Source organism: Nonomuraea sp. NPDC059007 (assembly GCF_042740555.1).
Lineage (GTDB): Bacteria > Actinomycetota > Actinomycetes > Streptosporangiales > Streptosporangiaceae > Nonomuraea.
In genome coordinates this window covers 58,117-82,276 of the sequence record NZ_JBHYJD010000026.1, presented here as the reverse complement: position 1 = coordinate 82,276, position 24,160 = coordinate 58,117, and the positions used below count along the sequence as shown (strand labels likewise).

At 69.6% G+C, this 24,160-nt stretch carries 25 protein-coding genes; 17 read left to right on the top strand and 8 right to left on the bottom strand.

Annotated elements, in window-relative coordinates; genetic code table 11:
- Nucleotides 1–12 precede the first annotated feature (12 nt).
- Both alaS and ACFWY5_RS35095 read left to right on the top strand, forming a co-directional pair.
- Nucleotides 13–2,619: an alanine--tRNA ligase gene (alaS, locus tag ACFWY5_RS35100; protein WP_379637063.1), complete on the top strand. Its 2,607-nt coding sequence runs from the start codon at nucleotides 13–15 to the stop codon at nucleotides 2,617–2,619.
- A gap of 35 nt (nucleotides 2,620–2,654) precedes the next feature.
- Nucleotides 2,655–3,515 (top strand): phosphotransferase, encoded by an 861-nt coding sequence (locus tag ACFWY5_RS35095; protein WP_379637061.1) that lies wholly within the window; start codon nucleotides 2,655–2,657, stop codon nucleotides 3,513–3,515.
- Between the two features lie 149 nt (nucleotides 3,516–3,664).
- Here the strand turns inward: ACFWY5_RS35095 and ACFWY5_RS35090 are convergent, their stop codons facing one another.
- Nucleotides 3,665–3,910 (bottom strand): hypothetical protein, encoded by a 246-nt coding sequence (locus ACFWY5_RS35090; RefSeq protein ID WP_379615927.1) that lies wholly within the window; start codon nucleotides 3,908–3,910, stop codon nucleotides 3,665–3,667.
- A 219-nt stretch (nucleotides 3,911–4,129) separates the two neighbouring features.
- Here ACFWY5_RS35090 and ACFWY5_RS35085 point away from each other — a divergent pair, with 219 nt between their 5' ends.
- A complete protein-coding gene (locus ACFWY5_RS35085) occupies nucleotides 4,130–5,152 on the top strand; it encodes an RNA polymerase subunit sigma-70 (protein ID WP_379637059.1) in 1,023 nt (340 codons plus the stop codon).
- A gap of 24 nt (nucleotides 5,153–5,176) precedes the next feature.
- Here the strand turns inward: ACFWY5_RS35085 and ACFWY5_RS35080 are convergent, their stop codons facing one another.
- Both ACFWY5_RS35080 and ACFWY5_RS35075 read right to left on the bottom strand, forming a co-directional pair.
- The gene (locus ACFWY5_RS35080) at nucleotides 5,177–5,743 is read right to left on the bottom strand and encodes a dihydrofolate reductase family protein (RefSeq protein WP_379637057.1); all 567 of its coding nucleotides are present in this window, start codon (nucleotides 5,741–5,743) and stop codon (nucleotides 5,177–5,179) included.
- 169 nt (nucleotides 5,744–5,912) lie between these two features.
- A complete protein-coding gene (locus ACFWY5_RS35075; RefSeq protein WP_379637055.1) occupies nucleotides 5,913–6,620 on the bottom strand; it encodes an SDR family oxidoreductase in 708 nt (235 codons plus the stop codon).
- A gap of 59 nt (nucleotides 6,621–6,679) precedes the next feature.
- Here ACFWY5_RS35075 and ACFWY5_RS35070 point away from each other — a divergent pair, with 59 nt between their 5' ends.
- On the top strand, nucleotides 6,680–7,087 hold the full coding sequence (locus ACFWY5_RS35070) for a MerR family transcriptional regulator (RefSeq protein ID WP_379637053.1): 408 nt from the start codon (nucleotides 6,680–6,682) through the stop codon (nucleotides 7,085–7,087).
- Here ACFWY5_RS35070 and sigJ read toward each other — a convergent pair.
- Nucleotides 7,069–8,082 (bottom strand): RNA polymerase sigma factor SigJ, encoded by a 1,014-nt coding sequence (sigJ, locus tag ACFWY5_RS35065; protein ID WP_379637051.1) that lies wholly within the window; start codon nucleotides 8,080–8,082, stop codon nucleotides 7,069–7,071. The genes ACFWY5_RS35070 and sigJ overlap by 19 nt on opposite strands.
- A 152-nt stretch (nucleotides 8,083–8,234) precedes the next feature.
- On the opposite strand from sigJ, the gene ACFWY5_RS35060 reads away from it, so the two are divergent.
- Nucleotides 8,235–8,705 carry a nuclear transport factor 2 family protein gene (locus tag ACFWY5_RS35060; protein WP_379637049.1) on the top strand — a complete coding sequence of 157 codons (471 nt, stop codon included), beginning with the start codon at nucleotides 8,235–8,237 and terminating at the stop codon, nucleotides 8,703–8,705.
- A 93-nt stretch (nucleotides 8,706–8,798) separates the two neighbouring features.
- Nucleotides 8,799–8,942, top strand: coding sequence for a hypothetical protein (locus ACFWY5_RS35055; RefSeq protein WP_379637047.1), 144 nt, complete (start codon nucleotides 8,799–8,801; stop codon nucleotides 8,940–8,942).
- A 49-nt stretch (nucleotides 8,943–8,991) separates the two neighbouring features.
- On the opposite strand, the gene ACFWY5_RS35050 is transcribed toward ACFWY5_RS35055, so the two are convergent.
- Nucleotides 8,992–9,801, bottom strand: coding sequence for a GNAT family N-acetyltransferase (locus tag ACFWY5_RS35050; RefSeq protein WP_379637045.1), 810 nt, complete (start codon nucleotides 9,799–9,801; stop codon nucleotides 8,992–8,994).
- A 230-nt stretch (nucleotides 9,802–10,031) separates the two neighbouring features.
- Here ACFWY5_RS35050 and ACFWY5_RS35045 point away from each other — a divergent pair, with 230 nt between their 5' ends.
- Both ACFWY5_RS35045 and ACFWY5_RS35040 read left to right on the top strand, forming a co-directional pair.
- Complete coding sequence (locus tag ACFWY5_RS35045; RefSeq protein ID WP_379637043.1) at nucleotides 10,032–11,174, top strand: serine hydrolase domain-containing protein; 1,143 nt, start codon at nucleotides 10,032–10,034, stop codon at nucleotides 11,172–11,174.
- A 226-nt stretch (nucleotides 11,175–11,400) separates the two neighbouring features.
- Nucleotides 11,401–12,918 carry an alpha/beta hydrolase gene (locus ACFWY5_RS35040; protein WP_379637041.1) on the top strand — a complete coding sequence of 506 codons (1,518 nt, stop codon included), beginning with the start codon at nucleotides 11,401–11,403 and terminating at the stop codon, nucleotides 12,916–12,918.
- Nucleotides 12,919–13,159: 241 nt separating this feature from the next.
- On the opposite strand, the gene ACFWY5_RS35035 is transcribed toward ACFWY5_RS35040, so the two are convergent.
- Nucleotides 13,160–13,561, bottom strand: coding sequence for a winged helix-turn-helix transcriptional regulator (locus ACFWY5_RS35035; RefSeq protein ID WP_379637039.1), 402 nt, complete (start codon nucleotides 13,559–13,561; stop codon nucleotides 13,160–13,162).
- Nucleotides 13,562–13,729: 168 nt separating this feature from the next.
- On the opposite strand from ACFWY5_RS35035, the gene ACFWY5_RS35030 reads away from it, so the two are divergent.
- The 6 genes from ACFWY5_RS35030 (at nucleotide 13,730) to ACFWY5_RS35005 (ending at nucleotide 18,923) form a co-directional block, all read left to right on the top strand.
- Nucleotides 13,730–14,404, top strand: coding sequence for an SDR family NAD(P)-dependent oxidoreductase (locus tag ACFWY5_RS35030; protein WP_379637037.1), 675 nt, complete (start codon nucleotides 13,730–13,732; stop codon nucleotides 14,402–14,404).
- Between the two features lie 120 nt (nucleotides 14,405–14,524).
- Nucleotides 14,525–15,208: a pentapeptide repeat-containing protein gene (locus tag ACFWY5_RS35025; protein ID WP_379637035.1), complete on the top strand. Its 684-nt coding sequence runs from the start codon at nucleotides 14,525–14,527 to the stop codon at nucleotides 15,206–15,208.
- A 241-nt stretch (nucleotides 15,209–15,449) separates the two neighbouring features.
- Entirely contained in the window at nucleotides 15,450–16,355 is a 906-nt protein-coding gene (locus ACFWY5_RS35020) for an ABC transporter ATP-binding protein (RefSeq protein ID WP_379637033.1), read from the top strand.
- A gap of 26 nt (nucleotides 16,356–16,381) precedes the next feature.
- Nucleotides 16,382–17,086 (top strand): ABC transporter permease, encoded by a 705-nt coding sequence (locus tag ACFWY5_RS35015; protein WP_379615897.1) that lies wholly within the window; start codon nucleotides 16,382–16,384, stop codon nucleotides 17,084–17,086.
- Between the two features lie 3 nt (nucleotides 17,087–17,089).
- Entirely contained in the window at nucleotides 17,090–18,289 is a 1,200-nt protein-coding gene (locus ACFWY5_RS35010) for a sensor histidine kinase (protein ID WP_379637031.1), read from the top strand.
- A complete protein-coding gene (locus ACFWY5_RS35005) occupies nucleotides 18,282–18,923 on the top strand; it encodes a response regulator (protein WP_379637029.1) in 642 nt (213 codons plus the stop codon). The genes ACFWY5_RS35010 and ACFWY5_RS35005 overlap by 8 nt, the downstream gene beginning before the upstream one ends.
- Here the strand turns inward: ACFWY5_RS35005 and ACFWY5_RS35000 are convergent.
- Nucleotides 18,920–19,246: a DUF817 family protein gene (locus ACFWY5_RS35000; RefSeq protein WP_379637027.1), complete on the bottom strand. Its 327-nt coding sequence runs from the start codon at nucleotides 19,244–19,246 to the stop codon at nucleotides 18,920–18,922. The two genes, ACFWY5_RS35005 and ACFWY5_RS35000, sit on opposite strands and share 4 nt — an antisense overlap.
- Nucleotides 19,247–19,330: 84 nt before the next feature.
- Nucleotides 19,331–20,869: a hypothetical protein gene (locus ACFWY5_RS34995; RefSeq protein ID WP_379637025.1), complete on the bottom strand. Its 1,539-nt coding sequence runs from the start codon at nucleotides 20,867–20,869 to the stop codon at nucleotides 19,331–19,333.
- 165 nt (nucleotides 20,870–21,034) lie between these two features.
- Between ACFWY5_RS34995 and ngcE the strand changes: the two genes are divergently transcribed.
- Genes ngcE through ACFWY5_RS34980 form a run of 3 tightly spaced genes read left to right on the top strand, consistent with a single transcriptional unit; the run spans nucleotide 21,035 to nucleotide 24,159 of the window.
- On the top strand, nucleotides 21,035–22,444 hold the full coding sequence (gene ngcE / locus ACFWY5_RS34990) for an N-acetylglucosamine/diacetylchitobiose ABC transporter substrate-binding protein (protein ID WP_379637023.1): 1,410 nt from the start codon (nucleotides 21,035–21,037) through the stop codon (nucleotides 22,442–22,444).
- 3 nt (nucleotides 22,445–22,447) lie between these two features.
- Nucleotides 22,448–23,329, top strand: coding sequence for a carbohydrate ABC transporter permease (locus ACFWY5_RS34985; RefSeq protein ID WP_379615885.1), 882 nt, complete (start codon nucleotides 22,448–22,450; stop codon nucleotides 23,327–23,329).
- A complete protein-coding gene (locus ACFWY5_RS34980) occupies nucleotides 23,329–24,159 on the top strand; it encodes a carbohydrate ABC transporter permease (RefSeq protein ID WP_379615882.1) in 831 nt (276 codons plus the stop codon). Before ACFWY5_RS34985 ends, ACFWY5_RS34980 begins: the two co-directional genes overlap by 1 nt.
- Nucleotide 24,160 lies beyond the last annotated feature (1 nt).

Here is a 24,160-nt window from a genome sequence, read left to right as displayed (position 1 = left end):
AATATGCGACTCATGAGAACGGCTGAGGTCAAACGGCGCTTCCTGGATCACTTCTCGGCCGCGGGGCACACCGTGGTCCCCAGCGCGCCCCTGCCCGCCGCCGACCCGAACCTGCTGTTCGTCAACGCCGGGATGGTGCCGTTCAAGCCCTTTCTGCTCGGGCAGAGCGCCCCGCCGTACCCCCGGGCGGCCAGCGTGCAGAAGTGCGTGCGCACCCTCGACATCGACGAGGTCGGCAAGACCACCAGGCACGGCACGTTCTTCCAGATGAACGGCAACTTCTCCTTCGGGGACTACTTCAAGGAGGAGGCCATCCGGCTGGCCTGGACGCTGTCCACCACACCGGTCGCCGACGGCGGCTACGGCCTGGATCCGGCCAAGGTCTGGGCGACGGCCTACCACGAGGACGACGAGGCGTACACCATCTGGCGCGACGTCGTCGGCCTGCCCGAGGAGCGCATCGTGCGCCGGGGCAAGAAGGACAACTTCTGGTCCATGGGCGTGCCGGGACCGTGCGGCCCCTGCTCGGAGCTCTACTACGACCGCGGCCCCGCCTACGGCCCCGAAGGCGGTCCCGAGGTCGACGAGGACCGCTACCTGGAGTTCTGGAACCTCGTCTTCATGCAGTACGAGCGCGGGGAAGGCACCGGCAAGGAGGACTACCCGATCCTCGGCGAGCTGCCCGCCCGCAACATCGACACCGGCATGGGCCTGGAACGCATGGCCGCGCTGCTGCAGGGCGTGGACAACATCTACGAGATCGACGAGACCCGCCCGATCCTCGACGCCGCCGCCGCGCTGACCGGCACGCCGTACGGGGCGAACAAGGATGACGACGTACGGCTGCGCGTCGTCGCCGACCACGTCCGCACCGCGCTCATGCTGATCTCCGACGGAGTCACCCCCGCCAACGAGGGCCGGGGTTACGTCCTGCGCCGGATCCTGCGCCGCGCGGTGCGTGCCGTGCGGCTGCTCGGCCACGACGGACCGGCGCTGCCCGAGCTCCTTCCCGTGGCCCGCGACTGCATGGCGGCCTCCTATCCGGAGGTGGCCGCCGGCTTCGAGCGCATCTCCTCCTACGCCCACGGCGAGGAGCGGGCGTTCGACGCCACCCTCAAGCAGGGCAACGTCGTTCTCGACCGGGAACTGGCCGCCGCTCCCCTCCGGCTGCCGGGAGCCACCGCGTTCCGGTTGCACGACACCTACGGCTTCCCGATCGACCTGACCGTGGAGATCGCGGCCGAACGCGGCCTGGAGGTGGACGTGGACGGATTCCGGCGGCTGATGGGCGAGCAGCGCCGGCGTGCCAAGGACGACGCGCAGGCCAAGAAGCGTGGTCACGCCGGCACCGGCGTCTTCCGCGACGTGCTCGGCCGCGTGGGCCCCACCGACTGGCTGGCCTACCGGACGCTCGACACCGACGCCACCGTGGTGGCCCTCCTGCGGGACGGCGTACCCGCCGAGACTGCCGCGGAAGGGGAGATCGTCGGGATCGTGCTCGATCGCACACCCTTCTACGCCGAGTCCGGCGGCCAGGACAGCGACGCCGGCGAGCTGCGCGGCCCCTCGTTCGCCGGGGCGGTCCTCGACGTGCAGCGACCGGTCAAGGGGCTGATCGTGCACCAGGTCCGGATCACCGGCGGCTCGGTCGGCGTCGGCTCCGCCGTACATGCCGCTGTGGACGCGGACTGGCGGCTGGGCGCGCGGCAGGCGCACTCGGGCACCCACGTCGTGCACGCGGCGCTGCGCGAGGTGCTCGGACCCGCCGCCCTGCAGTCCGGCTCCTACAACCGGCCCGGCTACCTGCGGCTCGACTTCTCCTGGCGCGGCGGGCTGTCCACGGCCACGCGCAGCGAGATCGAGGAGGTCGCCAACCTCGCCGTCCGCCGGGACCTGCCGGTCGAGGTGCGGTTCATGCCGCTGCCCGAGGCCCGCGCCGAGGGCGCGCTGGCGTTGTTCGGCGAGACCTACGACGAGACGGTCCGCGTCGTCGAGATCGGCGGCGCCTGGTCGCGCGAGCTCTGCGGCGGCACCCACGTCGAGCACGCCGCGCAGATCGGCGCCATCGCGCTCACCGCCGAGTCCTCCGTCGGCGCCGGCCAGCGCCGCGTCGAGGCGGTCACCGGTATCGAGGCCTTCCGCTACCTGGCCCGCGAACGCGACCTCGTCGCCCGCCTGGCCGAACAGCTCAACGCGCCACGCGCCGAACTCCCCGGCCGCGTCGCGGGCCTGCTCGAACGCATGAAGCAGGCCGAACGCCAAGCCCAGGAACTGCGCGAACGCCTGCTCACCGCCGAGGCGGCCGGGGTGGCCGAGGCGGCCCGCGACCTCGGCCCCGCGCTGCTGGCCACGGCCCGCACCGACCTCGACCCGCGCGTACTGGCCGAACTGGTCCGCGACCGCCTTCCGGCCCGCGCCGCCGTGGTGGCGGTGGCCTCACCCGGCGGCTTCGTCGTGGCGCTCAACGAGGCGGCGGGCGGCGCGGGACTGTCGGCCGGGACCCTGGTCAAGGCGGTGCTCGACGGCAAGGGCGGCGGCGGACCGCTGCTGGCCCAGGGCAGGGCGCCCGCGGACCCCGAGGCGGCCTTCACCGCGATCGCCACGCTCATCTCCCGATGATCACGGAGCAGCAATGCCAAGATTCCAGGGTGGACATGACCGACATCACGCGCGCGATCGCGGCCGCGACTTCGGTCGCCGCGTCACTCGACCTGCCGGCCGGCGACGCCATCGTTCTCCACAACTCGAACAGGGTGGCGCTGCGGCTGACGCCGTGCGACGTCCTTGCCCGGGTCGCCCCCGCGGGGCATGAGGCCGCGCAGTTCGAAGTCGAGCTCGCTGTACGGCTCGCCCGCGCCGGATGCCCGACCGGCCTCCTGGAACCTCGGGTGGAGCCACGCGTGTACACGCGCGACGGCTTCACCGTGACGCTGTGGACCTACTACGAACCCGTGACCCCTCACACCTCACCAGCCGACTACGCCAAGGCACTGGAGCAACTTCACGCCGGCATGCGCGAGGTCGACGTGCCGGGCCAGCGGTTCACGGATCGCATCGCGGAGGCGGAAGAGGTCGTCGCCCATCCTGCTCTCTCGCCAGAGCTCGCCGGCGCGGACCGCGCGTTCCTCAGCGGCAGGCTGGGCAGCCTGCGACGGGCGATCGAGGACCGCGGCGCCGTCGAGCAGTTGCTCCACGGCGAGCCGCATCCGGGCAACGTGCTCGCCACGATGAACGGCCCGTTGTTCATCGACCTGGAGACGTGCTGCCGTGGACCCGTCGAGTTCGATCTCGCCCATGTCGCCGAGGCGGTCTGCGCGCACTATCCGAACGTTGACCAAGGGCTGCTGGGCGAGTGCCGGCAGCTCGTGCTCGCGATGGTCGCGGCGTGGCGTTGGAAACGCGGCGACCAGCTTCCGAACGGGAGCCGGTTCGGGGAGGAACTCCTGCGCGCGCTGCGCGAGGGTCCTCCTTGGCCGACACTCGACACGGTCGCCAGGCGACTGGATGGTGGGTAGAGCGACAGGCCGAGGGCCGCTCTGGTGTTCGGGACGGCGGGGTCTGTTCGTAGGGACGCGGTGGGCTTTTCGTTCTTACGCACTCCGCGGGCCGCATATCACCACCAATGGCATGACCCGCTCCAAACGACCCGCCCGGCGGCGTCAGGTCAGGACGCTTCGAAACGGACGGATCTGATTGTCGTCAGGCCGCCGTCCCACGTTTCGTTGGGGATGAGCGCATGATGCAGGTGGTCTTCGTTGCACGAATATGTCGTATAAAGAAGCGCTTTGAAGTTGGTCTTGTTCTGCGCGAGGCTGACGTCCGCGTGGAGGTCGTAGCACCCCTCCTTTGGGTCCTGGATTGTCGTCCAGGAAGAGTCGGAGACGGTGCGGTAATAAAAGGCCGAGCTCATGTCAACCACCTCTCATAATGCCGCGTGATGGGCCGGACCGGAAATCTGACCTGCTTGCGCAGCCTCATGTACCCTCCTCGATCTCCCGCACCCTGGGATTGAGGTAATCGTTGCCAAAGGCGATCGCTATCTTGGACTATCCGGGTTCACCGATCAGAAATCCTCCGCCGCGTCGTCAGTTCTGGTAGCCCCTCACCACCCGTGGAAGGATTGACGACCATGACCGACGCCAGACCGCCGGGCGACGACGAGGCCACGTTCATCGCGGCGGTCCGATCGGACGACACGGCGACGTTCGCGCTCCTCACCGAGCGCCACCGCCGTGAGCTGCAGGTGCACTGCTACCGGATGCTCGCGAACTACGAGGACGCCCAGGACATGACGCAGGAGACGTTCCTGCGAGCGTGGAACAAGCGGGAGTCGTTCAAGGGCCACGCCACGCTGCGGACCTGGCTGTACCGGATCGCGACGAACGCCTGCCTCGACTTCCTGGACAAGCGCAACGACCGCACACCCGTGCCGGCCGAGTTGCTGAACCTGCAGCCGTACCCCGACCGGATGCTCCCCGAGGACCCGCAGGACTCGGTGGTGGCGCGGGAGACGATCGAGCTGGCGTTCATCGTGGCCGTCCAGCACCTGCCGCCGCGGCAGCGGGCGGTGCTCATCCTGCGCGACGTCCTGGGCTGGCCGGCGTCGAAGGCCGCCGACGCCCTCGAACTGACCGTCGCATCGGTGACCAGCGCGCTGCAGCGGGCGCGCGTGACGATGCGCGAGCAGCTACCCGGCCGCCGCCTCGACTGGCGCAGCCCCGCCACCCACGAGCTGTCGGATGACGAGCGCGGCGTGGTGAAGTCGTACATCGACGCCCATGAGCGCAACGACCTCGACGGGCTGATGGCCCTGCTGCGCGACGACCTGCGCTTCGCCATGCTGCCCGACCCGGGCACCTTGATCGTCACGGCCAGAGACGCGGTGGACGGCTGGGTCTCCGGCGGGCTCTTCCAGCGCGGCCACGACGACTGGCGCTGCGTCGCCACGACGGTCAACCGCATGCCTGCCGCCGCGATGTACCTCCGCGCCCCCGGCGACGCGGAGTACCGGTTGTTCGCCATCGCGGTCCTGCACATCGTCGACGGGAAGATCGCCGAGCTCACCGGATTCGACGCCGCCGGCAAGCCGTGGCTGGGCCTGCCCCCTGTGATCGGGCAAGTCCCCAACGTCACCGAAGTCACTGGGGAATGAGCAAGGGGCCCGGGGAAGGCTCCCTCATCGCCTCGTCTGGTATCGGGTCAGGACCACGCCGCCGGGGAACGTCCGTGTCTCCAGCAGGGTCAGGTTCACCCAGCCGTCCAATGCCGTGAAGAACGGCGTGCCGCCGCCGACCAGGACCGGGTAGGTGGCCAGGGCGTACTCGTCGATCAGCCCGGCCCGCATGGCCGCCCCGGCCAGCGTCGCGCCGGCGATGCCCATCGGGGCGCCGTCCTCGGCCTTGAGCCGGGTGATCTCGGCGACCGCGTCGCCGGTGACCAGGCGGGTGTTCCAGTCGACCTTGTCGACCGTCGAGGAGAACACCACCTTCGGCGTGTCCCGCCAGTTCCGCGCGAACGCGATCTCCGCCGGGGTCGCGTTGGGCTGCTGGTCGCCGGTCGGCCAGTAGGAGCTCATCGTCTCCCACAGCTTGCGCCCGTACAACGACAGCCCGATCGCCCGCTCCCGGTCGAGCCACCACTGGAACAGTTCGTCGCTCGGCGGCCCGCCCCAGCCGATGTCGTCGCCGGGCGCGGCGATGTAGCCGTCCAGGCTCAGGTTCATGGCGAAGATCAGTTTCCGCATCGTGCCGGCCTCCTTTGAGTCGCTCTCACACGTACAGACGGACGCGGCGCGGAAACCTAATCGGTCGCGGATGGTCCCCCGGGTTCCGGATTCAGCACGGCGTACGCGGTGAGCTCGAACACCACCTGAGCCGATCGGCCGCGCTCTGGCGTGTGGTTCACGTGGGAGGTCAGGCCGTGAGGGCGGCCTCTGCTTCCCGGTAGATGACGTTCGGGTCCTCGGACAGCCACGCCTTCACCTGGCGGCTCCAGGCGTCGGCGAGCACCTCGGGCCGGTGCGCCTCGATGCCGTCGAGGGCCGCTGCGACGACCGCCTCGGGCGCGGTCTTGTCGCCGTCGTACCAGGCCATCATGTCGGTGTCGGCGGCGCCCAGGTGCAGGCCCGTCACCAAGGTACGCTGGCCGGCCAGTTCCAGGCGGACGCTGTTGGTGAGTGCCCACTCGGCGGCCTTGGCCGCGTGGTAGGCGCCCTGGCCGTTGAAGGCTAGCCAGGAGATCGCGGACAGGACGTTGAGGATCGCGCCGTCGGCCAGCCGCGGTGCGAAGGCGCGGATCACGTTGAGAGTGCCGTAGAAGTGGGTGTCCATCTCGCGGCGGATCGTGTCCAGGTCCCCGGCGATGAGGTTCGTGCCGGTGGAGATGCCCGCGTTGTTGATGACGATCTTGACGTCGGGTGCCGCGGCGGCCGCGGCGGCGACCGACGCCGGGTCCGTGATGTCCAGGCGCAGCGGGACGACTCCCGGTACGTCGATGAGGTCGGGACGGCGGGCGGTCGCGTACACCTTGCCGGCGCCACGGTCGAGGAGGGAAAGGATGAATTGCCGGCCCAGGCCCCGGTTGGCGCCGGTGACCAGCACATGTGCTCCGTTGATCTGCATACCGGTTAGGCTAAAACCTGACGTTGACGTCAGAGGCAAGTGTTGTGATGGAGGTCACGGTGCGTATCGGCGAGTTGGCGGCGCGATCGGGCGTCAGCGTGCGGGCCCTGCGTTACTACGAGGAACAGGGGCTGCTGGAGGCGGACCGGAGCGAGTCCGGGCAGCGTCACTATCCCGAGTCCGCGGCCGACCGCGTCGAGCTGATTCAGATGCTCTACTCCGCCGGTCTGTCCAGCCGGACCATCGCCGAACTGCTGCCCTGCGTCGATGCCCAGGTCAGCACTCCCGAATCGCGTGCCCGGCTGGCCGCCGAGCGTGATCGCATCAACGCGCAGATCACCGCGCTGACCCGCACCCGTGACAACCTGGACACGGTCATCGCCTCCACCGGAACCCCGGCCAGCGGCTGCGCGTGGATCGGGGACCAGGATGCCCCGGCGCGGGCGGGTCACTCCGCCGCGCGGTGATGGCCGCGCTCTGGCCCGCACGCCGGCCGTACCTGGGCTGAACCCGATGAAGGCCCGGACGGCGGGACATGTGGCGACGAACGACACGCCTCCGGTGGGCCCGTCCAGGGCCGGAGCTTGTCGGGGTTGCGTACCGCCCAGATGCGCTTGATCCGGTCGCCCGCGATGTCGAAGGCGAACACCGTCGTGGTGACGCCGTCCTGCCGGGCGACCAGGCCGGGCTGGCCGTTGACCGTGTGCTCCACCAGCGTCAGGCCGGGCGCCCGGCCGAGAATGCCGATCCAGGTGTACGCGATCCGCTCGCCGCCTTCGATGGGCTGAAGCAGTGCGCTGACCAGGCCGCCACTGTCGGCGATCGACGTGGCGTGCGGGTCGAGCAGAGCGACGAGGGCGCCGATGTCCCTGGCCTCCCACGCCTGCTTGAACTCCCTGACGATGCCGGCCTTGCGCCCGTTCGGGGTCGCGGAGAGCTGGGCGGACTGGACGCGGCGGCGGGCCGAGGAGGCCAGCTTGCGGCATGACTCCGGGGTACGCCCGACGATCTCGGCCACCTCGGCGAAGGGATAGCGGAAGACGTCGTGCAGGATGAACGCGACGCGCTCGGCCGGCGTCATCGCTTCGAGCACGACCAGGAAGGCCATGCCGACCGACTCGTCCAGGGTGACCCGGTCGGCCGGGTCGGCCGGGCGTGCGCTGTTCCACTCACCGGGTTCGGGCAGCGGCTCGGGGATCCACTGGCCCGTGTACCGCTCCCGCCGCGCCCGTGCCGAGCCGAGCAGGTCCAGGCAGATCCGGCCGGCGACCCTGGTCAGCCACGCGCTCGGGGACTCGATGTCCTCCCGCTGGCGCGGCGACAGGGCGTACCAGCGGGCGTAGGTCTCCTGCACGGCGTCCTCGGCGTCGGCCAGTGAGCCGAGGAGGCGGTAGGTGACGTTGATCAGCCGGCGCCGCTCCTCCGTGATCGCGCTCAGCCCGGGATCGATGGGGGTGGTCATGGTGTGAAGGACTCCCTTGGTCGCGTCTTCCTCACCGGTCAGACGACGTAGCGCCCCGGATTGTGAAGTGGCGCGTCACTTCACAATTCGCGGCACTGCATCGTCATAGCGGCGAATCCGCCACCCAGAAGGCGGACAACCAGGAGGCAGCGATGAACGACTTTCAGGCGGCCGCGGACCGCGTCGAGATCGAGGCGCTGCGCGGCGAGTTCACCGACGCGGCGATGATGGGCGACCACGACCGCTTGGCGTCCCTGTTCACCCGCGACGCCGTGTACCGCATCCCCGACGCCGGCATCGAGCACGCCGGCCGGGAGGCGATCCGCGCCGGCGCCGGGCAACTGTCGCAGGCGTGGGACTACTTCGTGCAGACCACGCACCCGGGTGCGATCCTGCTCGACGGCGACACCGCGTCCGGCCGCGCCTACATCTGCGAACTCGGACGCCTGCGCGACGGCGGTTCGATGCTCAACTACTCCCTCTTCCACGACCGCTACCGGCGTACCCCCGAGGGCTGGAAGTTCACCGAACGCGTCTTCGAGGTCAGGTATTACGACACCACCCCGCTACCGGGCTCGGCCCAGGTGACGGCGGCACCGTTCACGGAACCGGCGTCGGAGTAGCGCCTGGAGCGAACGGCGGCCGCGCTGAGGGCGCACAACTTCGCCGTCGAGATCCTCGACGACGTCGCCGCCGCGCGTACCCACCTCAAAGCTTTGATCCCCGCGGGCGCCGGAGTGTTCACCGCGTCCAGCGAGACCGTGCGCCTGTCCGGCATCGACGGCCTTCTCGTCCTCAACGCCGAACCCCACCCGGGACGCGCGACCGTCCTGCTGCTCCGCGAAGCCATCGGTTTCTGACCCACCCCGTGGCGGACCCTGGCGCGCCGGGGTGGGTGGCTGTGATGGGTCAGGGGGTGATGGCGTACTCGGTGAAGCGGCCGCAGGCGGTGAAGCCGAGGCGGCGGTAGACGGGTTCGCCGTCGGCCGATGCCTGCAGCACAGCGGTCTCGTAGCCCGCGGCGCGGGCGGTGCGCAGGGTGGCCAGGGTGATGGCGCCACCGTAGCCGCGGCGACGGGCGGTGCGGAGAGTGGCGATGTTGTAGATGCCGGCGACGCCCGCGGACAGGAAAACCTCGGCCGAGCAGACGGGACGCTCGTCGACGTAGCCGACCAGGTACCGGGCCGGGCAGTCCGCGGCGAGCGCCCATGGAGCGGCGTCGGCGAAGAACCGGCGCACGGCGGCGGCGGGCGGGATCCAGTTCGCGGCGAGGACCGTGGCGTAGTCGGCGAGCTGGGTGGGGGTGGTCACCGGGCGGATGTCCAGGCCGTCGGCGTACGCCTCGGGGAGGGGCGCACGCAGGTCCTTCCACATGCCCATCTCGGTCTCCGAGACTTCGAGCCCGGCGGCCTTGAGATGCTCGGCAAGGTCGGCCGGTGTGGAGGCGGGGCCCACCCACCAGGAGAAAGGGCGGCCGGTGGCGGCCAGGGTGCGGGCGGTTTCCGCGGTGCGCGCCTGGGCGGTGGCCGGGGTGAAGCGGGCCGCCGCGACGATGTTGAAGGTGTCGTCGGCCAGGCCGCTGTCGGCGATCAGCAGGTCTCCCGTCTCGGTGACGGACGCGCCTTCCAGGTTCCGGTGCAGGTGGCAGGCATGCTCGGCGAGATTCTGCTCCATCGCGAGCGCAAGGCCGGGTTCATTGATCGACGGATTCGTATCCACGACGATCATTGCAACATTCCGGCCGCGGCACTCGCACGCGCATTCTCCGTTCCGGTCCGCGACCTCGGGTGAGGACCCGCTTACAGGAACCACGCCGCCTGTCGTAGCGCTGTGAGTGCGCTGTCATCGTCGATCGGCATCGTCGAGAGCGTCAAGAACAGCTCGGTGACAAGAACAACTCGGTGACAAGAACAGCTCGGTGACAAGAACAGCTCGGTGAAAGGTACGACATGACAGGCAACGGGCACGACAAGACCCAGCAGATCCTCGACCGGGCGGTGGCCGAGCTCGACATCCCCGGCATCGCCATCGAGGTCAAGAACGCCGATGGTTCCTGGTTCGGCACCGCCGGGGTGTCCGACCTCACGACCGGAGCACCGCGCGTACCGGGAGAATTCCTGCCCATCGGCAGCGGCGCCAAGGGCATCACCGCCGCGACGCTCCTCACCCTGGAGGCCGAGGGCCGGGTGGACCTCGAGGACCCGGTGAACAAATGGCTGCCCGGCGTGCTGACCAATGGCTACGACGGTGACCGGATCACCATCAGGCACCTGCTCGGCAACACCAGCGGCCTGTTCGCCACGGGCCTCGCGCCGGGGCTGATCGGCAACTACGCCAGCCGGTCCACGTTCGACGAGCACCGCTTCGACGAATGGACCCGTGCCGAACTGCTGAAGCTGGCGGTCTCCGAGCCGCCCGTCGGGCAGCCCGGTGAGCGCTTCCTGTACGCCAACGGCGGCTTCTACATCGCCAATGCGATCATCGAGAAGATCACCGGCAACACCTACGCCGAGGAGATCCAGCGCGCCGTCATCCAGCCGCTCGGCCTGACCAACACCTACCCGCGCAGCGGAGGGGACACGGGATACCGCGGCCCGTCGCCGCGGGCGTACTCGACCCAGTTCTACAAGGACGGCGTCGACCCCGCGGACGTCACCACGGAGAACTGGGAGTCGATGTTCGAGGAGCCGGGGCTCGAACCCCTCGACGTCACCGAGTTCAACACTTCCTGGGAGACAGGGAACATCGTCTCGACCACCGGCGACGCCATCCGGCTCCTCGACGCCCTGGCCGGCGGCACCCTGCTGCCTCCGGGGCAACACCGCAAGATGTGGACCACGGTCTCGACCGACGGCGCCGGCTGGCTGCCGCACACCCGCTACGGCCTCGGCATGTTCGAGCTCGACAAGACGGTGACGGGCGGACTCACCATCCGCGGCATGGCCGGCAGCTACTGGGGACACATGTTCTTCGCGTTGAGCAGCCCGGACAGCGGGGTCGCCTTCGCCTTCCACACCAACACCGAGGCGAAGAACTGGGACGTGCCCTTCAGCATCGCCGAAGCGGAGTTCGGCTTCACGATGGGCGCGTAAACACGGGGGCACGGGCAGCCGGGCGGAGATCCCGCCCGGCTGCCCGTTCACCGGCAACCCTCCAAAGGACCATCAGTCATTTCATCCTTACGTCGCATGGGCACACCCGTTGGACGTGATCAATAATCTGGACGAATCGCCCACCCGACAGTCGCGGGGCCCTGCCAATCCGCTTGATGACCGGAGAAGCATGCCAAGATCCGTTCGCATCCTCAGCGTCGTTCTGATGACGGTCACGGTCCTGAGCCCTCTCGAAACCGCGGCGGCGGTCGTTCCTGAGAGCGCCGCCACGCCCGCCGGCCGGGCCATCGCCTGGGCGCCGTGCGCCGCGGACCCGACCGCGGACTGCGGCACCTTGACCGTCCCCATCGATTGGGCGAAACCCGGCGGCCCCACCATCGACCTGGCCGTGGCCAGGCGGAAGGCCACCGATCCCACGGCCAGAACAGGCTCCCTGATCATCAACCCGGGTGGCCCCGGCGAATCCGGGGTCGACTTCGCCCTGAGCCGCAAGGGCTACTTCAGCGAAGAGATCACCCGAAGGTTCGACATCGTCGGATTCGACCCTCGCGGTGTGGCGCGCAGCAACCCTGTGGTCTGCTCCGCCGACCTCATGCGGCAGGCGCCGGCGGACCCGTTCCTGAAGAGCCAGGCCGACTTCGACCGATGGCTCGACTACAACGACCGGCTCCGCACCGACTGCCGGGCCAGGACCGGACCGCTGTTCGACCACGTCGACACGCTCAGCGTCGTCAACGACCTGGACACGCTGCGCGCCGCCGTCGGCGACAGGAAGCTCACCTACTACGGCCTTTCCTACGGCACGCTGATCGGGCAGCTTTACGCCGAGCGGTTCCCCCGCCGGGTCCGGGCGCTCGCCCTGGACAGCAACATCGACCACAGCCTGCGCACCACCGCGTTCCTCGACACAGGGGCCGCCGCGGCCCAGGACTCCTTCGCGGAGTTCGCGGCCTGGTGCGAACGAGACAGCGCCTGCGCACTGCATGGCAGCGACCTGCGCGCCTTCTGGGCGAAGCTGCTCGCCCGCGCCGAACACGGCGAGTTGCACTTCCCCGGCGAACCCACCCGGGTGCTGACCAAGCTCGACCTCATCAGGCTCCCCTTCCAAGCCGCCTACGGGCCCTACTGGCGCGAACTCGCCGAGATGATGGTGACGATCAGCAACGGCGCCATGCCCTCGAAAGCGCTGCCGGAGATCTTCACACGTGAGCCGGCGCAGCGTCAGGCCCCGCACACCGCCAACCCCATGCGGATCGTCTGCCAGGACTTCCACCTGCCGATCCGGGACTACCGCGAGTTCGCGGCCCTCCTGCGCCGCTCGCAGCGCATCGCGCCTGACATGCGGGTAAGCCCGCTCACGTTCTCCTTCACCATGGCCTGCCTCGGCGAACCGGCCGCGATCCCCAACCCGCAGCACCGGCTGAAGGTCGACGGAACCCCGGCCTTGCTGCTGGGCAACGCACGGCATGATCCAGCCACGGGCCACGCCTGGGCGGTGAACGCGGCCGGCCAGATCGGCGGTGAGGCGCGGCTGCTGACCTACGAAGGCTGGGGACACAGCATCTACAACCGCAGTGAGTGCACCCGCGGCGCGATCGACCGCTACCTCATCGAGCAGACGCTTCCCGCTCCTGGCATGCGCTGCCCGGCGGTGCCCTACCCGAGCACATCGACCCCGCCCACGCTCACCGCTCCCCTACCTGACCTGCCCGGCCGGTTCTGAAAGACGGCCGACAAGGTGACCCCCTCAGCCGCAGGAAACCGACGACACGGCCCCGTGGCGAACGCCGTCAAAGCCCGCCTCACCACGGCGGGCCAGGCGGCTCGGCAGGTGGAGCTCGGCGGAGGCGAACAGGTCGCGCTCTACGGGGAGGCCACGCTGCGACTTCTTCGCCGCGGTGCCGGGGCTTGCGTTGGACGGTGATGCCCAGGTCCCGGCGTACGGCGGCGGCCATTCGCGGCTGTCAGGACCCGGCGGCGGCGCGGTCGCGGTGGGCGCGGATGTCGTCGTGGTGGTCGGAGGCCCAGCCGATCAGCTGTTTGACGATGTCGAGCAGGCCGCGGCTGAGGGGAGTGAGGGCGTACTCCACGCGCGGCGGAACCTCCGCGTAGGCCGTGCGGGTGATCAGCCCGTCCTGCTGAAGCTGGCGCAGGGTGTGAGTGAGCATGCGCTGGGAGATGCCGGGGACATCGCGCTGGAGGTCGGTGTAGCGCAGGGCGCCGTCCTCCAGGATCGCGATGATCAGCATGCTCCACTTGTCGCCGACCCGGTCCAGGATCTGGCGGATGAAGGCCATCTGGTCGGCCGGGATCGCCGCGCAGGGCCCCCGGCTCGCGGCGCTCGCCGGTCCCCCTGCGTGCTCCATGACGCACATCTCCCTCCGTGACGCACAGTGATGTGCCTTTTGTAAGCCTCTCCATACTGTCCTATCTTGACGTTACGCACAAATAGTAGGAATTGGAGGGGCTGCTGTGAAAGTCGCCCCTGGTGCGGACTGGACAGCTCCGCCGGCTCAAGTGAAAGCGAACTGATCATGCCTACTCTCGCCATCGTCGGCGCCGGCCCCGGCATGGGCCTCGCCATCGCCCGTACCTTCGGTTCCCAGGGCTACAACGTCGCTCTCATCGCCCGCAACCGGGCCAAACTCGACGACCTAGTCGGCCGGCTCACCGCGGAGGGCATCACCGCCGCCGCGTTCCCGGCGGACGTGCTCGACCACGACGCGCTGGCCCAGGCCCTCAAGGATGCCGCCGCTCGCTTCGGCGGCATCGATGTCCTGGAGCACTCCCCGGCCCCGAGCATCGGCTCCCTGGCCCTCGCCTCCCCGTCCGAGACCAAGCCGTCCGATGTGCAGGGGCTGATCGACTTGCTGTTCTACAGCGCCATCACCGCCACCCAGGCCGTCCTGCCCGCGATGCGCGAGGCCGGCGCGGGCACCCTGCTCTACACCAACGGAGGCGGCTCGGTCGATCCCCACCCGATACTCGGCAACGTCAACGCCGCCCAGGCAGCGTTGCGCAACTGGGTGCTCAACCTGCACAAGGAGCTGGCCGGCACCGGTATCCAGGCCGCGCACGTCGCCATCGGGGTGTGGATCGGCGCGGGCGGCCCTCCCGGAGCCCCGACCGCGGAGGCCGAGGAGATCGCCCCTCTCTACTGGGACCTGCACACCCAGCGCGACGAAGCCGAGCGCGTCTTCACCGTCTGACGTCTCCCAGCTCTCCCCATAAAGTCCCGATCCGCCGCGGCGTTCGTGCGGTGCGACCTGGCCGGCGCCGGGCTCAAGGCGTGATCCTTAGGCGTCTTGAACAGGCTAGGCTGGCGCTCGATGTCCTCCCAACCTCCTCACGCACGACCGAAACCGCTCAAAGCGCCGACCGCCCCGAAGCTGCCCTCGCCGCTGGCCGCGGCGCGACCGCCCGAACACGACCTGCAGGACGACGGCACCTACCGCGGCCTGGAATTCCACGGCAGCGACCTGGCCGACCGCCAAGCGGAAGCAGTCGACTACGAAGGCTGCCGTTTCGTCGTGACCAGCTTCGCCGGTACCCACTTGCGCCAGGCCGGGTTCGCTGACGTGGAACTGGAACGCTGCGACCTGTCCAACATGACGGCGAGGGCCTCGGGCATGCATCGCGCCCTGGCATCAGCGAGTCGGCTGACCGGCATGAGCTGGTCCGAAAGCACATTCCGCGAGGTGCTCTTCGACAACTGCCGCGCCGACCTGACCGGATTCCGATTCTCGACGTTCAAGAACACCGTCTTCCGCGACTGCGTCATGCCAGAAGCCAATTTCCAGAACGCCGACCTGCGCGGAGTCCGGTTTGAACGCTGCGATCTGAGCGGAGCCCAGTTCTCCCAGGCGCAAATGGACGGCACGCACTTCTCGGACTGCGTGTTGCTGGGCATCGGCGGGGTCACCAGCTTCAAGGGCGCGATCATCAAGAGCCGGGACGCGCAGGGGCTGGTTTTCGCCCTGGCCGGCGCGATGGGAATCACCATCGAGGAATAGCCACCCGCCTGGCCCAGGAAGTCTGTGAATGGTTCGACCGGATCATCGGGAAGCAGCCCTGACCTTCCGATGCCGGAGCGGCCCCAGGAGAAGCGGGCAGGGAACTCCCTGAAGCGGGGCTGACAGGTGATCTAGATCCCCGCCATCCACCGAACGGCTGATTCGAGGTTCAGCCTCGGGCGGCCCGTGGTGTGGCCGCACGGTCGATTCGGGAAAAGCGGCAGATCGCGATGCTTTTGCCATGGCAATCATCGAAGTCACCGGCCTCCGCAAGAGCTACGGACAGCTGAACGTGCTGGAGGGTGTGTCGTTCTCCGTGGCGGAGGGCGAGATCTTCGGCATCCTGGGCCCCAACGGCGCCGGCAAGACCACCACCGTGGAGTGCGTGGAAGGGCTGCGCAAGCCCGACGGCGGCACGATCAGGGTGCTCGGCCTCGACCCGGCCGCCGACGGCCGGGCGCTGCGCGAGCAGATCGGCGTCCAGCTCCAGCACACCCAGCTGCCCGACACGATCAAGGTCTGGGAGGCCCTGGACCTCTACGCCGCCTTCTACTCCCGGCCGCGCGACTGGCGCGAGCTGCTGGAGCAGTGGGGGCTGGCCGACAAGCGCGACGCCCGCTTCGGCAAGCTGTCCGGCGGCCAGAAGCAGCGGCTGTTCATCGCCCTCGCGCTGATCGGCAACCCGCGGGTGGCCTTCCTCGACGAGCTGACCACCGGCCTGGACCCGCAGGCCCGCCGCGCCACCTGGGAGCTGATCAAGCAAGTACGCGACAGCGGCGTCACCGTGGTGCTGGTCAGCCACTTCATGGACGAGGTCGAAGAGCTGTGCGACCGGGTCGCCGTGGTGGACCGGGGCCGGGTCGTGGCGCTGGACACGCCGGCCGGCCTGGTCGACGGGCTCGACGCCGCCCACGAGATCCGCTTCACCCTGATGGCTCCCTGCGATCCGGTGGCGCTGCTGGCCGGCCTGCCCGGCGTCGCGGAGGTCACCGTGACCGCCGACCGTGTGGTCGTCAGCGGCCGGGGCGACTTCGCCACCGCCGTCACCGCCCAGCTCGCCCGCCACCACGTGCTGGTCAGCGACCTGCGCATCGACAAGCGCACCCTCGACGACGCCTTCGTCGCCCTGACCGGCCGCTCCCTCTGACTCCGATTACGCAAAGGACTTCCGCCATGACCGCTCTCACCAAGCTCGCCACCGTCGAGGTCAAGCTGCTGGCCCGCGAGCCGGGCTCGATCGTCTCGATGCTCATCCCCCTGTTCGTCCTGCTGGTGTTCGGCAGCTCGATCCAGCCCGGTGACACCACGCTGCTGCCGATGACGCTGGCCATGTCGGTCGGCCTGGTGGGCCTGTACCTGCTGCCGACCACCCTGGCCTCCTATCGCGAGCGCGGGATCCTGCGCCGGATGTCCACCACGCCGGTCCGGCCGTACACGCTGCTGGTGGTGCAGTTGACCCTGCAACTGGTGCTCGTGGTCATCGCCTGCGCGCTGCTGGTGTCGGTCGCGGGCAGCGTGATCGGCGCCCACGTCCCCGGTGCCGCGCTGCCGCTCGCGGCGGCGCTCACGCTCGGTGTCGCGGCGATGTTCTCCATCGGCCTGCTCATCGCCGCCCTGGCCAAGACCGGCCGCTCCGCCAACGGCGTCGGTGTCCTGCTGTACTTCCCGATGGCCTACCTGGCCGGTCTGATCCAGCCGGTCAACCAGATGCCCGCCTTGGTGGCGGGGATTGGCGAATACACTCCTCTGGGTGCTTTCAGGCAGGTGCTCGCGCAGGTCTGGACAGGCCAGCCGCCGAGCCTGATGCTGCTGGTCGTCCTGGCCGGATACGCCGTGCTCATCGGTACGGCGGCGGCCAGGTTCTTCAGGTGGGAGTAGGGCATGACGACGGCGGATGGGCGCCTGGAGCGGTGGGAGCGGCTGGTCGCCCGCCAGCTTGAGGCCGCGCCGTACCTCTTGCTGGTGGTCTCCGCCGTCCTGGCCTGGCAGAACGAGTCGCAGGGGCGGATGCTGACGCTGGGCCTGGTGGCGCTGGCCGCCGTCTGGATCGCGGTGATGTCCCGCCTCGGGGCTGTCTACGTGATCGGGCTGATCATCCTGATCGGGGTGCTCTGCACCCGCAGCACGTGGTTCGCGAGCTTCTTCGCCTTCACCGGCTACCTGCACTCCTGGAGCCATCTGCGGGGGCTGTGGCGGTTCGCCGGGGTGACCGCGACCGCCGCGATCAGCGTGACCGCCTACCGGGGCGGGCTCCCCCGGAGCGCCGGAGACGTCATCTCCTTCCTGTTCTTCACCGCCGCGATCGTCGCGGCGGTCGGGCTGTTCAGCTTCGTCGGCGAGGTCACCACCGAGCGCAGCGCCGAACGCAAGCGCATGGTGGCGCAGCTTGAGGAGACGATGCGGGAGAACGCGGGCCTGCACGCCCAGCTACTGGTCCAGGCCAGGGAGGCGGGCGTGTTCGACGAGCGGCAGCGCATGGCCGGCGAGATCCACGACACCATCGCCCAGGGACTGACCGGTGTGGTCACCCAGCTTCAGGCCGCCGTGCACGCCCGCGAGAGCGACACCGACTGGGAACGGCACGTCGGCAACGCCATGACCCTGGCTCGCGAGAGCCTGGCGGAGGCTCGCCGCACCATCCACGCCGTCGGGCCCGCGCAGCTGGAGTCCACGCCGCTGCCGCAGGCGCTCGACGAGCTCACCGCCCGCTGGGCCGCCCTGCACGAGGTGCGGGCCGACTTCACCGCCACCGGTACGGCTCGCCCGCTGCATCCCGAGGTGGAGGAGACCCTGCTGCGCACCGCCCAGGAGGCGCTGGCCAACATCGCCAAGCATGCCGGGGCCGCCAGGGTCGGGCTCACCCTGTCGTACATGGACGACACCGTCACCCTCGACGTGCGCGACGACGGCTCGGGCTTCGACCCGGGACGCGCCGCCGGCGGCGGCGGCTTCGGACTGACCGCGATGCGCAGGCGGGTCACCCGCCTGGCGGGCACGTTGGAGATCGAGTCGGAGTACGGCGGCGGCACGGCAGTGTCCGCCAGCGTGCCCGCCATCGCCCGGAGGGACACAGGTGTCTGACACCCCGATCACGCTGCTCATCGCCGACGACCACGTCATCGTGCGGGACGGGATCCGCGGCATGTTCACCGGCGACCCCGGCTTCGAGGTGCTCGGCGAGGCCGGCGACGGGGCGCAGGCCGTGCGGCTCGCCCGCGCCCTCGACCCGGACGTGGTGCTGATGGACCTGCGGATGCCCGTGATGGACGGCGTCACGGCCATCAGGGAGCTGGCCAGGATCGGGGTGCGTGCCCGGGTGCTGGTGCTGACCACGTACGACACGGACAAGGACGTCCTGCCCGCCATCGAGGCCGGGGCCACCGGGTATCTGCTCAAGGACGCCGGGCGTGACGACCTCATCCGGGCGGTGCGCTCGGCCGCCCGCGGTGAGGCCGTGTTGTCACCGTCCGTCGCCACCCGGCTGCTGGGTCAGGTGCGGGCTCCCGCCGATCCGCTGAGCGCCCGGGAGCTGGAGATCCTCCGCCTCATCGCCGACGGCGCGACCAACCGTGAGGCCGCCGCGCAGCTGTTCATCAGCGAGGCGACGGTCAAGAGCCATGTGTTGCACATCTACGCCAAGCTCGGGGTCAATGACCGGGCCGCCGCTGTGGCGGTCGCCTTCCGCCGGGGGTTGCTCTCCGTCGACGGCACCTAGTCAGGGGCCTGCCTCAGAGTCGAGCGCCCAGGCTCCGAACTTGGCCGGATGGACCGGCTGCCACGTCCCCGCTGATGGGGTAACGCCAGGCGTCCAGGTAGGTCGCGATGTTCTCGGCCTCCCGTCTCCTGGGTGCTCTCCCATCGCAGGGTGCGGAAGATCACCGTCACGGCCACGGCGTAGACCAGCAGTGCGTCATAGCGCGGGATCGGCAGCGGCAGCACCGACGAGGCGGCCAGGCCGGCGAACATGGCCACCGCGAATCGGCACGACCTGGCCTCGGCGTACGCGAAGCGGATCAACTGGGCGGCAGAGAACGTCATGCTCTGTCCGATTGCCCCCGCGACGCCGGAGTTCTGGGGGCATCGGGGAGGTTCGGTGCAGAAATCAGGAAGCCGTACGATCGATCACCAGGCGAATCCGCCGGCATAGGTGTCGCCGCGCCAGACGACCCTGTGCGGGAAGGCGCCGGCGGCCGTCGGGGTGAGGCCGACGCGGAGCAGTTCGTGGTTCTTGCCCCCGCACGGCCGGTTGCCGGCCGTGGGTTCGTTCTCGTTGTCCTTGCCGACCAGGAGATGGCGGCCGGATCGGTCGAGTGCCATCGACACGATCTCGCCGCAGGTCAGAGTCAGCACCGTGGTCACCTTCCGGTCCCCCTCGTAGAGGTGCAACTCGGACGGCTGTTCGTAGCTGCCCTTGCGTACCCGCAGGGTCCGGCCGTCCGGCAGAGGGTGGGGCAGGGTGTGGCTGCCGTTCTCGCGGGGCGCACGGACGAGGAGCGCCGCGGGTGACGGGCCCGACGCGGGGGTACGCACGTCGATGGCGCCTTCCCAGGCCTTCACCGACTCCGGCTTCGGCGGGTGGGTGACCCCGGTGAAGTGGATGTCGTCGGGGAGCACCAGCGTGTGGGCGTCCTTCCAGTAGAAGCCGTGCGCGGCCACCCGCCACTCGACACCTGGTCCGAGGACGCCGACGTAGGTGGCCTGCTTGCGATCACGGCCTTCGGTCCGGCGGCTGTAGGCGACGCGGCCCTCGGGCGAGAGCACGATCCGGTCGACGCTCCCGTTCAGCTTGCCGGACAGCGCTTGGCCGAGCTTCGCCTGGCCGTCGGCGTCCACCGTCAGGCGGTGGATGCGCGAGACGAAGCCGCGCGGCGACCACGAGTCCCGGCCCTGCCGTAGGGTCACGCTCACCACGTAGTCCCCCGGGTCGCGACCGGCGGCCACCGCGTTGATCTGGGTGGTGCGCCTGCCCAGGTAGGGCAGGTACTCATGGGCGACGCGGCCCGTGTCCAGGTTCACCGTCTCCAGGTAGCCGGCGGCGATCAACGCGTACCGGGAGGTGCCGTCGTCGGCGACCGGTGGCGCAGCCAGCCGTTCCGGCAGGATCCTCACGGCCGGCACGGCGATCGCGATCACCCCGAGCGCCGCGCACAGCCGCAGCACCGAGCCCCGGTCCGGGCGTACGCGCAACCCGGCGGCGCCCGCGAGCATGACCATCGTCAGCGGAGAGACGACCCAGCTCAGGACCACCGGCAGGACACGGAACGGCGCCGGCTCCGGCAGGCAGCCCGGCGACGGTTCCGCGGGCGGCCTGAGCACCTCCCCGGCGACGGCCAGCGCCTCGGGCAGCGCCACGAGCCCGAACCCGAGAACCGCGGCCATCAGGTGGACGCGGGCGTTGTCCCGCCCGGTCACGTACAGGGCGATCACCACCAGGAGGAACGGCCCCGCCAGAAACAGCACATCCGCGGCCATCTCGGCCAGGGCGGCGGCCGTGCGGCGGACGGGGCCCACCGGGTGCGAGATCGGCGCCCCGGCACACAGGACCCGCCGCGGCGGCGTCAGCACCTCCCAGACGATCTCCCATAACGCGTACGAGGCCGCCAGCCACCACCAGAACACCGGAGGGTGTCGCCGCGGCCGGGGAGCCGACACGGAGAGCACGGGCGGCCCACCCTTTCTCCCCGATCCTGGCGAATGATCACGAACCTTACCGCGCCGAGCGTCGGGCAGTGGCCACGGCCCTCTTGACCCTGGTCAGGGTGCCCTCCTATAGTCAGCCGCTAACCGTCTGGAAGGTATCCAGACGGTTAGCGCTCAGGAGGAGCCATGTCCCCCAACCGCCGCGACGTCCTGCGCGGGCTCGGCCTGGCCGCGTTGGCCGCCCCCCTCGCCGCCTGCGCGACCGCGAGCCGTACCGCCGCTCCTGCTCCCACCGCCACCGCCGCCGCGACGTCGGCGGCCAACCCGCTCGGCGTGCAGGCCGCGAGCCCGCTCGAAGTGGTCATCTTCAGCGGCGGCAACGGCGACAAGTACGCCGTCGACCTGCACGAGGCCGCCTACAGCAAGGCCTACCCGAAGGCGAAGATCAAGCACGTCGCCACCCAGAAGGTCGGTACGCAGCTGCGCCCGCGCTTCATCGCCGGCGACGTCCCCGATGTGATCAACAACTCCGGGCCCGAGGCCCTCGACCTGCAGGCCCTCGTCCAGGAAGGCCACCTGGCCGACCTCACCCCGCTGTTCGAAGCCCCCTCACTCGCCTTCCCCGGCAAGAAGGTCAAGGACACCCTCGTCGGCGGCGTCTACGAGAACTCCCTGATCGACGGCGTGCCCCGGGTGCTGCAGTACACCGTCGCCCACCGCGCCCTCTGGTACAACGCCAAGCTCTTCGAGGCCAAGGGCTGGGCGGTGCCGAGGACCTGGGCGGAGTTCAACGCCCTCGGCGAGGAGGCCAGGAAGGCGGGGATCGCCCTGTTCGCCTACCCCGGTCAGGTCGGCCCCTTCTACCAGCTCTGGAACCTCGTCTACAGCGCCGCCAAGATCGGTGGCAACAAGGTCATCATCGACATCGACAACCTCGCCGACGGCGCCTGGACCGCCGAGCCGGTACGGCAGGCCGTAGCGGCCTGGGCGCAGATCCAGAAGGACTTCGGCGACAAGGCCTACTTCGGCCTCGACCACACGCAGACCCAGATCAAACACCTGCAGGACAAGGTCCTGTTCTACCCGTGCGGCTCCTGGCTGGAGAACGAGATGGCCAAGGACAAGCCGGACAGCTTCGAGTACGCCATCGCCCCCGTCCCCAGCATCGGGGCCGCCGACGCCATGCCGTACGAGGCGATCTTCGTCGGGGTGTCCGAGGCCTTCTTCGTCGGCGCCAAGGGCAAGAACCCCCAGGGCGGCCTGGAGTACCTGCGGCTGATGCTCTCCAGGGAGGGCGCGCGCGGCTACACCGAGCTCACCAAGAACCTCACCGTGGTCAACGGCGTCGTCGACGGTCTCCGGCTCACCTCGGCGGTCGACAGCGCGGCCAAGGCCCAGGAGGCGGCGGGCCGGAACACCATCACCGACGCCCGCTTCGAGACCTGGTACAAGGAGCTGTTCGACCACGCCCAGACCCAGACCAACTCGGTCATGGCCGGGCGCAGCAGCGCCGAGCAGTTCTGCGCCAACATGCAGAAGAAGGCGGACGAGCTCAAGAACGACTCCGCGATCACCAAGCAGACCCGGAGCGTCTGACCGATGCGGCGGCACGGCTTCGTCGCGGGGTTCCTGCTTCTGCCCGTCGCGCTCTACCTCGTCTTCGTGATCAGCCCGTACGCGCAGGCGTTCCAGATCGCGCTGACCGACTGGCGGGGCGTGTCGGCCGGGCTCGACTACGTCGGGCTGGACAACTTCGGGCGGCTGTTCGGCAACGACGCCTTCTGGCAGGCGATCCGCAACCACATGGTCCTGCTCGTCGCCATGCCGCTCGCCACCGTCGCCCTGGCCCTGGCCTTCTCCTACCTGCTCCACGCGCAGGGCGGAGTCAAGGGCTCGGGCTTCTACCGGGTCGTCTTCTTCCTTCCCCAGGTGCTGGCGGTCGCGGTGGTCGGCGTACTGTTCAAGGCCGTCTACCGCCCCGACGCCGGCGGCGTGCTCAACGGCGCGCTGATGAAGGTCGGGCTGGAGCCCGCCGGCTGGCTGACCGACCAGCGGCTCGCCCTCTGGTCGATCATCGCCGTCATGGTCTGGCAGGCGGTCGGCTTCTACGTGGTGCTCTTCTCCGCGGGCATGGCGGCCATCCCCAAGGACGTCTTCGAGGCGGCCTCGCTGGACGGCGCCGGCCGGCTGACCCTGTTCTTCCGCATCACGCTGCCGCTCATCTGGGACACCGTCCAGGTCGGCTGGATCTACCTCGGCATCGCCGCCTTCGATGCCTTCGCCCTGGTCAACGTGCTCTCCATCGAGCAGGGCGGCCCCGACGGCGCCACCACGGTGCTGGCCACCGAGATCTACAAGAACGCCTTCGGCTACTCGCGCTTCGGCTACGCCTCGGCGATGGGCGTGGCGCTGTTCTTCCTCACCCTCACCTTCGCCGCGGTGACGATGCGGGTCACCAGGCGCGAGAGGATCGTGTACTGATGCGCCGCAGGCTCTTCGGCGGCCTGTCCCAGGCCGTGCTCGCCGTGTGGGCGCTGCTCATCATCGGCCCGCTGATCTGGACGCTGCTCGCCTCCTTCAAGAGCAACTCCGAGATCTTCGGCGACGCCCTGCAACTGCCCGGTGAGCTGCGCTGGGACAACTGGCTGCGGGCCTGGGAGAAGGCGAACGTCGGCACGTACCTGCTCAACACCGTGGTCGTGGTCTTCTTCGGCGTGCTCGGCACCATGCTGCTCAGCTCGATGGCCGCGTACGTGCTGGCCCGCTACCGTTTCCCCGGCAACCGGGCGATCTACTTCCTGTTCGTCTCCGGGATGGCGTTCCCGGTCTTCCTGGCCCTCGTCCCGCTGTTCTTCGTGGTCGACGGGCTCGGGCTGCTCGACTCGCACGTCGGGCTGGTGCTGGTGTACATCGCGTACTCGCTGCCGTTCACCGTCTTCTTCCTGACCTCCTTCTTCCGCGGCCTGCCGGACGCGGTCGCGGAGGCGGCGATGATGGACGGCGCCTCGCACACCCGCACCTTCTTCCAGATCATGCTGCCCATGGCCAAGCCCGGCCTGGTCAGCCTGACCATCTTCAACGTGCTCGGCCAGTGGAACCAGTACCTCCTGCCGCTCGTGCTCCTGCCCGGCGACAAGCACAAGTGGGTCATCACCCAGGGCATCGCCGACATCTCCACCATCGCCGGATACGAGGCCGACTGGCCCGCCCTGTTCGCGGCGCTGAGCATGACGGTCCTGCCGGTCGTCGTCGCCTATATCGTCTTCCAGCGACACATCCAGTCCGGGCTGACCTCAGGAGCCGTGAAGTAAG